Source organism: Streptomyces tatrensis (assembly GCF_049310065.1).
GTDB lineage: Bacteria > Actinomycetota > Actinomycetes > Streptomycetales > Streptomycetaceae > Streptomyces.
In genome coordinates this window covers 3,056,213-3,068,858 of record NZ_JBMDLB010000011.1, presented here as the reverse complement: position 1 = coordinate 3,068,858, position 12,646 = coordinate 3,056,213, and the positions used below count along the sequence as shown (strand labels likewise).

General features: G+C 72.8%; 14 protein-coding genes. 6 read left to right on the top strand and 8 right to left on the bottom strand.

The features are described from left to right. Positions 1 to 134: 134 nt before the first annotated feature. Positions 135 to 1,148: an N-acetylmuramoyl-L-alanine amidase gene (locus tag ACODT5_RS29700; RefSeq protein WP_422522241.1), complete on the bottom strand. Its 1,014-nt coding sequence runs from the start codon at positions 1,146 to 1,148 to the stop codon at positions 135 to 137. 261 nt (positions 1,149 to 1,409) lie between these two features. Then, on the bottom strand, positions 1,410 to 2,051 hold the full coding sequence (locus ACODT5_RS29695) for a class I SAM-dependent methyltransferase (protein WP_327252521.1): 642 nt from the start codon (positions 2,049 to 2,051) through the stop codon (positions 1,410 to 1,412). A gap of 210 nt (positions 2,052 to 2,261) precedes the next feature. Here ACODT5_RS29695 and ACODT5_RS29690 point away from each other — a divergent pair, with 210 nt between their 5' ends. After that, positions 2,262 to 2,885, top strand: a complete 624-nt coding sequence (locus ACODT5_RS29690; RefSeq protein WP_422522240.1) for a hypothetical protein — start codon at positions 2,262 to 2,264, stop codon at positions 2,883 to 2,885. Positions 2,886 to 2,936: 51 nt separating this feature from the next. Here the strand turns inward: ACODT5_RS29690 and ACODT5_RS29685 are convergent, their stop codons facing one another. Together ACODT5_RS29685 and ACODT5_RS29680 are read right to left on the bottom strand one after the other, a co-directional pair. Further along, positions 2,937 to 3,779, bottom strand: coding sequence for a uridine kinase family protein (locus ACODT5_RS29685; RefSeq protein WP_422522239.1), 843 nt, complete (start codon positions 3,777 to 3,779; stop codon positions 2,937 to 2,939). 40 nt (positions 3,780 to 3,819) lie between these two features. Further along, on the bottom strand, positions 3,820 to 4,455 hold the full coding sequence (locus ACODT5_RS29680; RefSeq protein ID WP_422522238.1) for an AAA family ATPase: 636 nt from the start codon (positions 4,453 to 4,455) through the stop codon (positions 3,820 to 3,822). Positions 4,456 to 4,563: 108 nt separating this feature from the next. On the opposite strand from ACODT5_RS29680, the gene ACODT5_RS29675 reads away from it, so the two are divergent. Continuing rightward, positions 4,564 to 5,664 (top strand): DUF8094 domain-containing protein, encoded by a 1,101-nt coding sequence (locus tag ACODT5_RS29675; RefSeq protein ID WP_422522237.1) that lies wholly within the window; start codon positions 4,564 to 4,566, stop codon positions 5,662 to 5,664. A gap of 57 nt (positions 5,665 to 5,721) precedes the next feature. On the opposite strand, the gene ACODT5_RS29670 is transcribed toward ACODT5_RS29675, so the two are convergent. Next, on the bottom strand, positions 5,722 to 6,606 hold the full coding sequence (locus ACODT5_RS29670) for a LysR family transcriptional regulator (RefSeq protein WP_422522236.1): 885 nt from the start codon (positions 6,604 to 6,606) through the stop codon (positions 5,722 to 5,724). A gap of 77 nt (positions 6,607 to 6,683) precedes the next feature. On the opposite strand from ACODT5_RS29670, the gene ACODT5_RS29665 reads away from it, so the two are divergent. Continuing rightward, a complete protein-coding gene (locus ACODT5_RS29665) occupies positions 6,684 to 7,430 on the top strand; it encodes a CTP synthase C-terminal region-related (seleno)protein (protein WP_422522235.1) in 747 nt (248 codons plus the stop codon). Here ACODT5_RS29665 and ACODT5_RS29660 read toward each other — a convergent pair. Further along, positions 7,381 to 7,800 (bottom strand): ATP-binding protein, encoded by a 420-nt coding sequence (locus ACODT5_RS29660; RefSeq protein WP_422522234.1) that lies wholly within the window; start codon positions 7,798 to 7,800, stop codon positions 7,381 to 7,383. The genes ACODT5_RS29665 and ACODT5_RS29660 overlap by 50 nt on opposite strands. A gap of 135 nt (positions 7,801 to 7,935) precedes the next feature. On the opposite strand from ACODT5_RS29660, the gene ACODT5_RS29655 reads away from it, so the two are divergent. Together ACODT5_RS29655 and ACODT5_RS29650 are read left to right on the top strand one after the other, a co-directional pair. Next, positions 7,936 to 8,784: a helix-turn-helix domain-containing protein gene (locus ACODT5_RS29655; RefSeq protein ID WP_422522233.1), complete on the top strand. Its 849-nt coding sequence runs from the start codon at positions 7,936 to 7,938 to the stop codon at positions 8,782 to 8,784. Next, on the top strand, positions 8,744 to 9,004 hold the full coding sequence (locus tag ACODT5_RS29650; RefSeq protein WP_422522232.1) for a DUF397 domain-containing protein: 261 nt from the start codon (positions 8,744 to 8,746) through the stop codon (positions 9,002 to 9,004). Before ACODT5_RS29655 ends, ACODT5_RS29650 begins: the two co-directional genes overlap by 41 nt. Positions 9,005 to 9,057: 53 nt before the next feature. On the opposite strand, the gene ACODT5_RS29645 is transcribed toward ACODT5_RS29650, so the two are convergent. Next, complete coding sequence (locus ACODT5_RS29645) at positions 9,058 to 9,576, bottom strand: hypothetical protein (RefSeq protein WP_422522231.1); 519 nt, start codon at positions 9,574 to 9,576, stop codon at positions 9,058 to 9,060. A gap of 301 nt (positions 9,577 to 9,877) precedes the next feature. Here ACODT5_RS29645 and ACODT5_RS29640 point away from each other — a divergent pair, with 301 nt between their 5' ends. Next, positions 9,878 to 11,905: a serine/threonine-protein kinase gene (locus tag ACODT5_RS29640; protein ID WP_422522230.1), complete on the top strand. Its 2,028-nt coding sequence runs from the start codon at positions 9,878 to 9,880 to the stop codon at positions 11,903 to 11,905. 28 nt (positions 11,906 to 11,933) lie between these two features. On the opposite strand, the gene ACODT5_RS29635 is transcribed toward ACODT5_RS29640, so the two are convergent. Continuing rightward, entirely contained in the window at positions 11,934 to 12,644 is a 711-nt protein-coding gene (locus ACODT5_RS29635) for a response regulator (RefSeq protein WP_422522229.1), read from the bottom strand. Between the last annotated feature and the right edge of the window lie 2 nt (positions 12,645 to 12,646).

Here is a 12,646-nt window from a genome sequence, read left to right as displayed (position 1 = left end):
TTCTCGGTCTCGTCGTCTCGTGGTGCCGTGGGTGCCCGCCGTGACGCAGGGGGCGGGCGGCACCATGGTACGGAGCTTCGCCGCGGCCGAGGGATCGGGGCTGCGGGCCGTCCGGGAGGACGGTCCCGGTGGCCCTACCCGCCGAGGAAGCCGACGATGCCGTCCGCGATGCCCTGGGCCGCTTTCTGGCGCCACTGCGGACTCGACAGCTGCGCCGCGTCCTTGGCATCACGCATGTTGCCGCATTCGATGAACACCTTGGGCCGGGTGGAGAGGTTCAGTCCGCCCAGATCGTCGCGGACGACCAATCCGGTACCGCCGCCGAGGTAGTTGGCGGGCGCGGAACCGGTGGTCCGGGCGAAGTTCCCGGCGATCCGCTCGCCGAGCTGCCGGGACGGCCCGATGATCTTCGCGGTGTCGGCGCCGCCGCCCTTGACCTTGGCGGGGAGGATGACGTGGAAACCGCGGCTGCCGGACGAGACCCCGTCCGCGTGGACGGAGACCACGGCGTCGGCGGCGGCCTCGTTGCCGATGCGGGCGCGCTCGTCGATGCACGGGCCGAAGGGGCGTTCCTTGCCGGCCTCGTGGGTGAAGACCACCTTGAGGCCCTTGGCCTCCAGGACGGTGCGCAGGCGCCGGGACACGTCCATGCTGAACTCGGCTTCCATGTAGCCGGAGTTGGTGGTCGTGCCGGTGGTGTCGCACTCCTTGCGGTTGGTGCCGATGTCCACCTGGCGGTTGATCTCGGTGGTGTGCTTGAAGTTCCCCGTGTTGTGGCCGGGGTCGATGACGACGGTGCGGCCGGCGAGGCCCTTGGCGGCGGCGGGACTCGGGGCGCTGCCGGTCCCTCCGGGGGTCGCACCGGGGGCCGCGCCGGGGACGGGGCTCGCGGCCGGAGCCGACGCGGAGGGTGCCGACGCGGAGGGTGCCGACGCCGACGCCGAGAGCGGCATCACGATCCGGGGCGGCCGCGAGTCGTCGCCGGCGCCCCCGCTCAGCGCCTCGGTCAGTACCCACCCGGCGAGAGCGGCCGGGGCGATCGTGGCCACCGCGACGACGAGGGTCGACCGTCGGGCGTACCAGGGCCGGTCCGGACTGATGGACGTCGAGGACTCGGGGAGCGGCGGGGAGCTTTCGTCGTAGCGCACCCGGCGATGCTAGACGGGAGGTCGGTCGGGTGTACGGACCCTGGGCCATCCGGGGGCGCGGTGCGCTTATATGCTCCGCCGGCGGGGAGTCCCGTCCCCCCGGCCGTCGTGCACGGGTGCGGCGCCGTTGCCGGGGGCGCTGCCCCCGTACCCCCGCGCCTCAAACGCCGGCGAGGCTGGATGTTCCAGCCTCGCCGGCGAGGGCGGGTAGGGGATGCCCCGCGCAGCGGCACGCAGGCAGCCGCCCTGGACGAGGCGGGGTCAGATGCCTTCGCCCGTGCGCCGGAGCACGCGCAGCGAGTCGGTCACCGAGACCTCCTCGAAGGCGCCCGAAGCCAGGGCGCGCACGTAGATGCGGTACGGGGCCTGGCCGCCGTCGGCCGGGTCGGGGAACACGTCGTGGATCACCAGCGTGCCGCCCTCGGCGACGTGCGGGGCCCAGCCCTCGTAGTCGCCCGTGGCGTGCTCGTCGGTGTGGCCGCCGTCGATGAAGACCAGGCCGAGCTTGCCGCCCCAGGCCGCGGCCACCTGCGGGGAGCGGCCGACGATCGCGATGACGTGGTCCTCCAGGCCGGCCTTGTGCAGGGTCCGGCGGAAGGTGGGCAGGGTGTCCATCAGCCCGATCTCCGGGTCGACGACGCTCGGGTCGTGGTACTCCCAGCCGGGCTGCTGCTCCTCGCTGCCCCGGTGGTGGTCCACGGTGAGCGCGCTCACCCCCGCCTCGCGGGCGGCGTCGGCGAGCAGGATCGTGGAGCGCCCGCAGTAGGTCCCGACCTCCAGCAGCGGCAGCCCGAGCCGCGCCGCGGAGGCCGCGGCCTCGTACAGGGCGAGCCCTTCCCCTACGGGCATGAACCCCTTGGCGGCCTCGAAGGCGGCGAGGGTCTCCGGCTTGGGGCTGGCCATGGTGTTCCTCCTGCGGGGTGGGCGGCATGCGGCGTACGTCCCCGTACACCGGCGGCCCATGGTGCCTTACCCGCTGGTAGGACGCCATGCCCGGGCCCGTCTGCCGTCCCGGGGCGGGCTGTGGCGCGCGGCTGGTGACACAGATTACTGTCGATCACCTATCCGACAGTTTTAATTGTCGTTCTGCCTCTCGGCAGGTAAACATGTCACATGGATGATTCGGCACCGATCCCGACCCCCGACAGGAATGACGAGGACTTCTGGGCCACCGTCATGGCCCTGGTGGAGCCCGCCTGGAGCGAGCCCGCCGAGAACGAGTCGTTCGACATGGACGACCAGGTGCTCGACGCGGTCCGCCCGCTGGCGCAGCGCATCTCCACGCGCGCGCGGGCCTACCGGGCCGCCGGCAAGCCCTTCGACTCCGCCCTCATGGCCGCCCCCGACGTACAACTGGCCCTGCTGCGGGCGCTCTACGAAGCCAAGCGGTCCGTCGACCGGATGGCGGAGAGCGCCGCGACCGTCGCCGGCCGCAGCGGAGCCAGCTACACGCAGCTCGGCGCGGCCTGGGGTGGCATCAAGCGCCAGTCCGCCCGCCTCAAGTGGCCCCACGCGGTGGCGAAGCGGTCCGCCAGCGAGTCCATCCCGCTGCGCTACGCGGGCGGCACCGCCGTCATCCACCACGAGCCGGACGCCGACGCCTGGTGGTACACGGCCGTCGCCGCGGACGGACGGGAGGAGGAGTCGGAAGCCGTACACCCCACGTACGCCGAGGCCATCGCCCGCGCGACCGAATTCCTCCTGGGCCGCGCAGAGCCGGACGGGCCGGCTTCCTGAGGGGAGGGCGACGGCAGGGCGGGGGTCCGGCAGGGCGGGCGTGCGGCCCGCTCAGTAGCCCCTGACGAGGAGTCCGGCCCGGGTCTGGGGCCAGGTGGTGCTCAGGTAGTGGTCCTCGGCCGCGCGCCAACGAGTGATCCATTCCTCGGAGTTCTCGCCGCGCGCGCGTACCCGGCGCAGGCAGACGTCCCGCGGGGTGTCGACGTAGGCGGTGAGGTCGTAGTACGGGGCCAGTTCCGGGCGGGCGGAGTAGACCCCCTCGACGATCACCGTGCCGCCGGCGGCGACCTCCTGCCAGGCCCCGAGCCGTCCGGTGCTCCAGTCGTAGAGCTGGTAGCGGGCTGCCCGGTCGGCCCGCAACGGGGTCAGGGCCTGGTCCCGGAGGCGTTCCCAGTCGAAGTAGCGGTGGTAGCCCTGTTCCGCGTCGAGACGCTCGCGTTCCCGCTCGGGCATGGGACGGTAGAAGTCGTCCACGTGGACGACGACGGCGCCTTCGAGGCGCCCGGCCACCGCCGCGGCCAGGGTCGTCTTGCCCGATCCGCCGGAGCCGTCGACGGCGAGCATCTTGCAGGCCCCCCGGGTCCGGGGCAGCCGCAGGAAGACTTCGGCAATCTCCTGCGCCCGCTCCGCGACGTCCGCGAGTTGTCCGCCCTCCCGTACCCCGGCCGTCCGCGCGGCGCTCGACAGCACGATCTCCTTCGCCTCCCCCAGCCCGATTCCCAGCAGCCCCCGGGTGACGGCGATCGAGTCCATGACTCCCGCCCCGAGATCCCGTAGCAGCCGTTGGACGTGCTCGACGTCCCCACCCTGGTCGAGTAACTGCGCGCACCGGTCGACCAGGTGGGCGAGGAGGGCGGCACGGTCCGGCGGGAGGCCGCGGAGGCTTTCGGGCACGAGAACTCCTTGTGGGCGGTGCGGGGCGGAGCGGGGCGGGCTAGCGAGCGAGGCCTCCGGTGCCGATCCCCGCGCCGATCCCGGGGCCGGACTCCAGGCCGGAGGTCAGGCCGGTGGACAGGCCGGAGGCCAGGCCGGTGGCGGCCAGGACCGCTTCGACCGTCTCCTCGATCGTCTGGGTGGCGTTGTCGATCCACGTTCCCTCCTGCCCGAGTTCGGAGCGCATCGCTTCGTCCAGCGGGGACCAGTCCACGGCGAGGGCCTTCTCGCGGGCCTGGTTGCGCTGCCACGCGACCGCCGGGCCGGGGGCCAGTACGACGACGTGCAGCGGCACCGCCGTCAGCGCCGCGCGGTAGAAGTCCAGGTGGGAACGGCGGACCACGACGTCATCGAGCACCGGGACGAAACCGGCCCGCGCGAAGCTGTCCGCCAGCAGGCAGGCGTTGCGGGCACGCAGGAAGATCTGCCGGTCGGCCTCCGGGTTCGCGGCCGGGGACGGCCACTGCCCGCCACTGACGATCATGGCCTGGAGCGCGTCCACCTCCACACGGGCCGACATCCGCAGCCGCGCGGCCAGCGCCTCGGCCACCGAGGACTTCCCGCTCCCGGGGATGCCGGTCAGGAGGACGGCTCCCACGGCCGGTTCGCGGTCGACGGGTATCGGGTTCAGGGTCATGGAAACTCTCCGGGTGGTCACGGTCGTGGGAGTCCTGAAGGAGCCCCTGTCGTCATTCTCGCGCCTTATGATCACGTCGATCTGAGGGACCGACAGGGGGAGCGGGCCATGGGCAGGCATGCGTGGAGCACGATGGGGGCCGCCGTCCTCGCAGGGACGGTCATGGCCGGATGTACGGGCGGGGGCGGGGCCGCCGAGTCTCCCGGCCGGGCTTCGGGCAGCGCCGCAACCGACGCCGCGCCGGCACCTGCGCTGACGCAGGCGCAGGCCAAGGACGTCTTCGAGAGGTACCTGCTGGCGAAGGGCGCGGCCGCCGAGAAGGGGGACGTCGAGGCGATGGCCAAGGTGGAGGGTGGCCGGCAGCTGGAGGAGAGCCGGGCCGCTGCGCGGCTGAACCGGATCAAGGGGACCAAGGCGACACCGGTCCGGTACGTACTGCCGACGTTTCTGATTCCGCAGGCTGCGGGGGGTGCTCCGGCTTCCCGGGGATTCGCCGTGCTGAGCAAGTGGGAAGGCAGGGAAACCGATCGGAGTTCCCTCCTGCACTACTTCACCCGCGACGGGGACGGCGGAGAATGGAAGGCGGTGGCGGCCACCTGGGTGGTCACGGTTCCCCCACCGGCAGGTCAGGCCGGCGAGCCGGCGCCTTCTCCGAAGCCGGGGGTCATCAAGGTCCGGCCCAAGGTGATTCCGGAGCTGGCGCGGGGAGCGGCGGACAGCGTGGAGCTGTCGCCGACCGCGACCGCGGACACCGGCGTGTGTGGGCGGTACGCGGAGTACTTGAGCTTCACCGCGCCGGCGGGGAAGCCGGACAGCCCGCACTTCGAGCGGGGGGACTTCACCGGCAAGCTGGTGGACTACTTCAACGGGTGGGACGAGAAGACCTTGCAGCGCAGCTTCTCCTACCGTCCGGTGGGGGAGGAACTGCCGGTGTTCCGGCTGAAGGATGGTGGCTCCCTGGTCACCTGCACGCTCGAGGGAACGTACCGGGACCGGGGCCGCACCCCGAAGAACTCGATCACGTTCGACGCGGACAGCGACTCCGAGGCGCTGCTGGGCGGGGGCGGCCGCAAGTGGGCCAGCATCGAGGAAGTGTGGAGCGTGACAGCGGTCGTGGAGGTCCCGCCGGGCGGTGGACCCGCGACGGTTCTGTCCACCGATGCCTATGACGCGGCGAAGCTGTCGGCTAAGGGCGTGGAGTGGAAGTAGGGCGGCGGCGTACTCACCCCGACGCGGGCACGAGGGGCCGGTCCGGCCGGGCGGGTGCTATCCCACGGCCGTGAGCAGGGCCGCCAGCCGCGCCGCGTGCGGGGTCGGGGCCGTGGGGTGGAGGAGTTCCGTGCGGTGGACCAGGCGCGGGGTGCGGACCGGTACCGCCGTGGTGCCGGGGAAGACGGCCGCCAGGGAGAGGGGGAGGGCGGTCAGGCCGTGGCCGGCGGCGGCCAGGGCGGCCAGGGAGTGCGGGTCGGTGCCGTGGTGGCGGATCCGGGGGTGGAAGCCCGGGGTGTGGCTGACCTCGCGGAGCCGGGCGAGGGGGACCGCCGTGTCGGGGGCGTCGATCCACTGCGCCTGCGCGAGGTCGGGCAGCCGGACCGAACTGCGCCGCGCCAGGGGGTGGCCGTGCGGGAAGAGCACCGCCAGGGGCTCCTCGGTGACCGCGAGGGTGACGGTGGGGCCGAGGTCCGGCAGCGGGAGGGGGTCGCTGGGCGCGGCCACCCCGTCCACGAGGCCGAGGTCGGCGCGGGCGGTCAGGACCTCCTCGACCACCGCGTCCCGGCCCACGACGTGGACGTCCACCTCCACCGGACCGGCGGCGCGCAGCCGGGCCAGGGCCCGCGCGAGGGCCGGGCCGAAGGCCGCGGGGGAACAGGCCAGCGTCAGCCGGGCGTCGGGGGCCCGGTGCAGGCGGGCGATGTCGGCGCGGGCCGCGTCCAGGCGCAGGAGCAGCGCGGGGGCGTGTTCCATCAGCCGGAGCCCCGCCTCGGTGGGGGCGACGGGCCGGCGCTCGACCAGCCTGGTGCCCAAGTCGGCTTCGAGCGCCGCGATGTGCTGGGAGACGGCCGACTGCGTGTAGCCGAGGACCGAGGCCGCGGAGGAGAAGGAGCGGTGTTCGAGGACCGCGACGAAGGTGCGCAGCAGATGCGGATCCATGTGCATCAGTATCGCTTATGCAGGTAGTGAGGATCATCGTTGGACGTGATGGACCGGCAGCTCGCAGGATGGCCGTCATGAACGCGAACCACGCCACGGGGCACACCGAACTCACCGCACCCACCGCCCGCATCGCGCTGATCGCGGACCGCTCCGACGCCGTACGGTCCCACGCCCGCGTCCCCGGCCTGCTGGAGGCACTGCGCCTGCGCGAGGGCCTGGACCTGGACGCCTACTGGATCCCGACCGAGGAGGCGGGCCAGGGCATGGACGGCTTCGACGCCGTCTGGGTCCTCCCCGGCAGCCCCTACCGCAGCGAGGACGGGGTGCTCACGGCGATCCGGGACGCCCGCGAGAACGGCATCCCCTTCCTCGGCACCTGCGGCGGCTTCCAGCACGCCCTGCTGGAGTTCGCCCGTACGGTCTGCGGCCTCGACCGGGCCGCCCACGCCGAGAACGACCCGGCGACCGCAGAGGCGGACGCGGTGGTCGTCCCGCTGGCCTGCTCGCTCGTGGGCCACGAGGGGACCGTACGGGTCACCCCCGGCTCCCGCGCCGCCCGGCTGCTCGGCGCGGACCGCACGCAGGCCCGCTACCACTGCAACTACGGCCCCAACCCGCTCCACTTGGACCTGCTCCGCGCCCACGGCATGACCTTCACCGGCGCCGACGAATCCGGCGACATCCGCATCGCCGAACTCGCCGAGCACCCCTTCTTCCTGGCCACCCTCTTCCAGCCCGAACTGGACGGCGACGGCACCCGCGCGCACCCGCTCATCGCAGGCCTGGCGGCGGCCGCCGTCGAGCACGCGCGGAGCCGCTAGCCGCAGGGGGAGGGGCGTCGCACTCGAACCACACGGTCTTTCCGGTGGAGTTCGCGTCCGTGCCCCAGCGGTCGGTCACCGCCTCGACTAGGAGCAGGCCGCGGCCGCCCTCGCTCAGCTCCCCGGAGTCGGGCGCGAGGCGCGGGGGCGCGGGGCAGCCGTCCGAGACCTCCACGCGCAGCCCATCCGGCTGCCGGAGGATGAGGACCACGCAGCCCCGCCCGGGTACGTGGCGCACGACGTTGGCGACCAGCTCGGTGAGCGCGAGCTCCGCGGCGTCGGCCAGGGCGTCGAGCTCCCACTGCGTGAGGAACATCCGCAGGATGCGGCGCATGTGCCGGGCCGAATGGTCACCGACGGTGAAGCTCATGCGATAGCTGCCGTCAATTCCAGCTGATGAGGGGCCAGTTGCGAGATTCATGACATCAGGGTGAGGTGGCGTCGTTACGCTCGGCTATGGACCGAAACGAACGCCGCCTGGCGTGTACTTGGGGGTGACCGCTCCATGGTCAACATCCGCAGCCTCGATCCCAGCGCCTCCCCGCTGGACTACTACCGTGCCGAACTGCGCCGCCTGCGGGAGGCCGCAGGGCTCAAACAGGGGCAGTTGGGCGACATCATCTTCTGCGCGGGCTCGCTGATCGGGCAGATCGAGACCGCGAGGAAGGTGCCGACCCGCGACTTCTCGGAACGGGTCGACGCCGCGCTGGACACGGGCGGGGTGTTCTCCCGCCTGGTGGGGCTGGTGCTACGGAGCCAGCTGCCGACGTGGTTCCAGGCGTACGCGGAGATGGAGGCGAAGGCGACCTACATCTCCACCTTCCAGGCGCAGCTGGTCTATGGACTGCTGCAGACGGAGGCGTACGCGCGGGCCGTGCTCGGCGTGCGGCACGACAAGCGCCTCGACGCGCAGGTGGCCGCCCGCATGGAGCGGCAGCGGATCCTGGACCGCGAGCACCCGCCGCTGATGTGGGTGGTGCTGAGCGAGGCAGTCCTGCACCAGGAGATCGGCGGCCGGGAGGTGATGCGAAACCAACTCGCCCACCTGTTGGAGCTGCGCGACCGGGAGTGGGTGCGGGTGCAGATCCTGCCCTTCGAGGCGGGAGCGCACGCGGGGCTGCCGGGCTCGTTCAACCTCCTGCGCTTCGACGACGACCCGGATCTCGTCTACACCGAGGACTTCGTGCAGGGGCACATGACGGCCAATCCGGCAGGCCTCAGGGAGGGTTCGCTCCGTTACGATCACCTGCAGGCCGCCGCGCTCTCCGTGGAGAAATCGGCGGAACTGATCGCCCGCGTAATGGAGGAACGCTATGGACACCATCCAGAACCTGACGGGCGCGCGGTGGCGTAAGTCCTCGTACAGCAGCGACACCGGCGGCGATTGCGTCGAGTGCGCCCCGCTCGGCGACGCCGCCTGGCACAAGTCCTCGTACAGCGGTGACACCGGCGGCTGCTGCGTGGAGATCGCCCCCCAGCCCTGCCGGATCGCCGTCCGGGACTCCAAGGTCCCCGACGGCCCCGTCTTCACCGTCGGCCCCGCCGCCTTCGCGGAGTTCGTCCGCGGCCTCTGACGGCAGGCCGCTGCTCCGGACGCCACAGGCATCCGGAGCAGCGGGCCCGGTGTTTACGAGGGGTCGGTCAGGCCGACGATGACCTGGCTGTTGAGCCCCACCTGATACCAGACGTCGGTCGACGTGCCGTCTTCCCACTTCTGGGTCAGGACGACCTTGGCGTTGCCGTCCGCTTGGCCCGTCTCCGCCACGTCGTAGCTCTCCGGCGCGTCCGCCCGACGGAAGACCGGGTTGACCTTGTGCTCGCCCTCCCAGACGGTGAGGGCATCGTCGAGCTCGGTCGAGAGGAACCGCTTGCGGACCGCGGAGTGGTCGAGGCCCTCGCTGTGCGTGGCGTTGACCGCGTCCTGGTATTCGGCGAAGAACTGGGCGACGGTCCGCTCCGACGCCGTCGCCCGCTGGGCGGCGGCCGCCGGAGCCTGACGGCTCTCCGCCTGTACGGGGAGTGAACGAGCAGGCCGGAGCCGGCGAGGAGCGCCGCGGTGACCGCGCCGATCACCGCGCTGCGGAGGTGGGGACGGTGGGGCATGGGGCTCCTCGGGGAAGAGTGCGGAGGGAACACGCGCACTCAAGCAACTTCCGGGGAGCGGGCATAGCGGCCATTGGGGGCCCGGTCGCGCCGGGCCTCCGCCGGGTGCCGGGCCTTGCCCGCTCTCCCTTGCGGAGAAATGCTTCCGGTGGCGCCGGTCCCCGGGCGGCAGGGCTCGGCAGGAGTACCCGTACGGCCGGTGGTACGGAAACCGTCCGCCGGGCCGTTTCTCGCACTCACCCGACCTTGCCTTCAGGGTGAAAGGGAACTGGCTCTACCCTGAGCCGAGTTCGACGGGGCGGGCCGACCGGCCGCCCGCAGGGGATCACCGGGGGACGGGCAGCATGGGCAGCGGGAGCAGCAAGGGGCAGGGCAGCGATGACAACGTCGATGGTGGCATAAAGCCGCTCGCCCCCGGGGATCCGAGCCGGATCGGGCCGTACCTGCTGCTCGGGCGGCTCGGCGCCGGGGGGATGGGGCGGGTGTTCCTGGCCCGGTCCGAGGGCGGGCGTACGGTCGCGGTGAAGGTGGTGCACGAGGAGCACGTGGCCGACGCGCAGTTCCGGGCCCGTTTCCGCCGCGAGATCGACGCCGCCCGGAAGGTGGGCGAGCGGTACACCGCGCCCGTGCTCGACGCGGACCCCGACGCCGAGCGGCCCTGGGTGGCCACCGGGTACGTCCCCGGGCTCTCGCTGGAGCAGATCGTGCGCCGGTACGGCCCCCTGCCCGTGGCCTCTGTCCACGCGCTCGCGGACGGGCTGCTGCACGCGCTGAAGGACATCCACACCGCCGGGATCGTGCACCGCGACCTCAAGCCGTCGAACGTGATGCTGACCGTCGAGGGCAGCCGGGTCATCGACTTCGGGATCTCGCGCGCCCTGGAGACCTCCGTCGAATCGCTGCTCACCAGCACCGGCATGGTCGTCGGCTCGCCCGGGTTCATGTCGCCCGAGCAGGTGCGCGGGCAGCGGGCCGGGGCGAAGAGCGACGTGTTCACGCTCGGCTGTGTCCTCATGTACGCGGCCACGGGCGAGCTGCCCTTCGGGCACGGCGCCAGCAACCAGCACGCGGTGATGTTCCAGATCGTGGAGGGCGAGCCGGCCCTGGAGCGGGTGGCGGACCCCTCCCTGCGCGCGCTCATCGGCCGCTGCCTGGTCAAGGGCGTGGAGGAACGGCCCGGCGTGGACGAGCTGCTGGAGGATCCGGGGCGGGTCCGTCCCGCGGTGCGCGGCGGGGCATGGCTGCCGCCCGAGGTGGTGGAGCGGCTGGCCCGGCAGGCGGCGCGGCTGCTCGACGCGGAGGCGGTACCGGCAGAGGAGCCGGTGCCCCCGTCCGTGCCGGTGGGGGACGCGCAGACCCCTGACCGGGGGACGCTCGGGCTGCGGCCGGAGGCGGAAGGGGTCGGCGGGTCGGGAGGGTCGGGAGGGTCCGGCGAGCAGATCGTCGTGGTCGTCGATCCGGCGGGCGGGGCGGTGCCCGCATCGGCGACCGGTCCGGCTGCAGGTCCCGCAGCCGGCCCGGCGACCGGCGACGGTACCGCGCAGCGCGAACGGCGAGGCGCGCGGCGCCGGTTGACCGTCGCGGTGCCGGTGGTCCTGGTGTTCACCGTTGGCGGGGGCACGGTGGCCGTGCTCCAGCCGTTCGGCGGCGGTGGCGACGGGGCGCAGGCCTCGCCCCCGGCGAGCAGTGCGCCCCTGACGCCCGGCGCCTCCTCCGGCTCACCTTCGGCGGCGAGCGGTTCACCCGCAGCCCCGGCCGATCCGAACTCCGAGAGCCCCCAGGCCGCGCAGAGCCCGCCCGTACCGGCGCCGGACGGCCAGGGCGGCGCCGCAGCCGGCGCGGGGACTCCCGGCGGCGGCTCCGGCACCCCGGGCGGCAGCGGTGCGAACCAGGGCGGCGCCGGGGGTCCGGCCGCCGGAGGCGGCACGGGTACGGGCACCAGCCCGAGCGCCACCCCCGGGGGATCCGGATCGGGATCGGGATCGGGCTCGCCCAGCGGTGGCGGTTCGCCCAGCGGCGGCGGAGGCTCCGGCGGCGGCGACGCGGTTCCCGCGTACTTCGCCGGCACCTGGACCTACAAGGGCGACTTCAACATCGGCCAGCCGGGGACGGTGATCATCACTCGCTCCGGGGCGGTCCGCCTGATCAACGAGTCCCAGATGGGGCACTGCGAGAACATCGCCAAGGTGACCTCGCTGGCCTCGGGCGGCACCCGGATCAACATCGGCTCGGCGGCGGTGGACAAGTCCAAGTCCACCAGCCAGTTCTGCGGTGTCCTGGACCCCTCCTTCTTCACCAAGAGCCTGCCGGCCGGCCTCCAGCACAACGTGGGCCCCTCGCACGGCGAGGGCTACTACTACGAAAAGTCCTGACGCCCGCAGGAGTAGGGGAACAGCGGTGTCAGGCGCCGCTCACCAGGCCGGTCTCCCAGGCCCACGCGGCGATGCCCACCCGGTTGCGCACCGCCAGTTTCGCCTGGATGTTGGCGACATGGGTCTTGGCGGTGCCCGGCGAGATGAACAGTTCGGCGCCGACCTCGGCGTTGGTCAGCCCGCGTGCGACGAGCAGGGCGATTTCGCGCTCCCGCGCGGTCAGGGGGTCCTCGGTTGCGGGCCGCGGCTCGGGAACGGTCCTCGGCCGGGGTTGCGGCTGGGGTTCCGGCCGGGGGTGAGGTCCGGATGGCGGCGCGGACAGGCTGCGCAGCAGCCGGACCGTGAGCTGCGGGCTGATCAGGGTGTCCCCGGCCATTGCCGCCCGAACCCCCTCGATCAGCAGGTTGGGGCCCGACCGCTTCAGCAGGAAGCCGCAGGCGCCGTTGCGCAGTGCGGTGTGCACGTAGTCGTCCAGGTCGAACGTCGTGACGACGACCACGCGGACGGGGTGTTCGGCGTTCGGGCCCGCCAGGATCCGGGTGACCTCCAGGCCGTCCAGGCGTGGCATCCGGATGTCGGCGATCACGACGTCGGGCCGCAGCGTACGGGCGAGTTCGACCGCCGTCTCACCGTCGGATGCCTCCCCTACGACGGTCATGTCGGGCTGTGAGTCGAGGATGAGGCGGAAGCCGTTGCGCACGTCTTCCTGGTCGTCGGCGATCAGGATGCGGGTGGTCACGT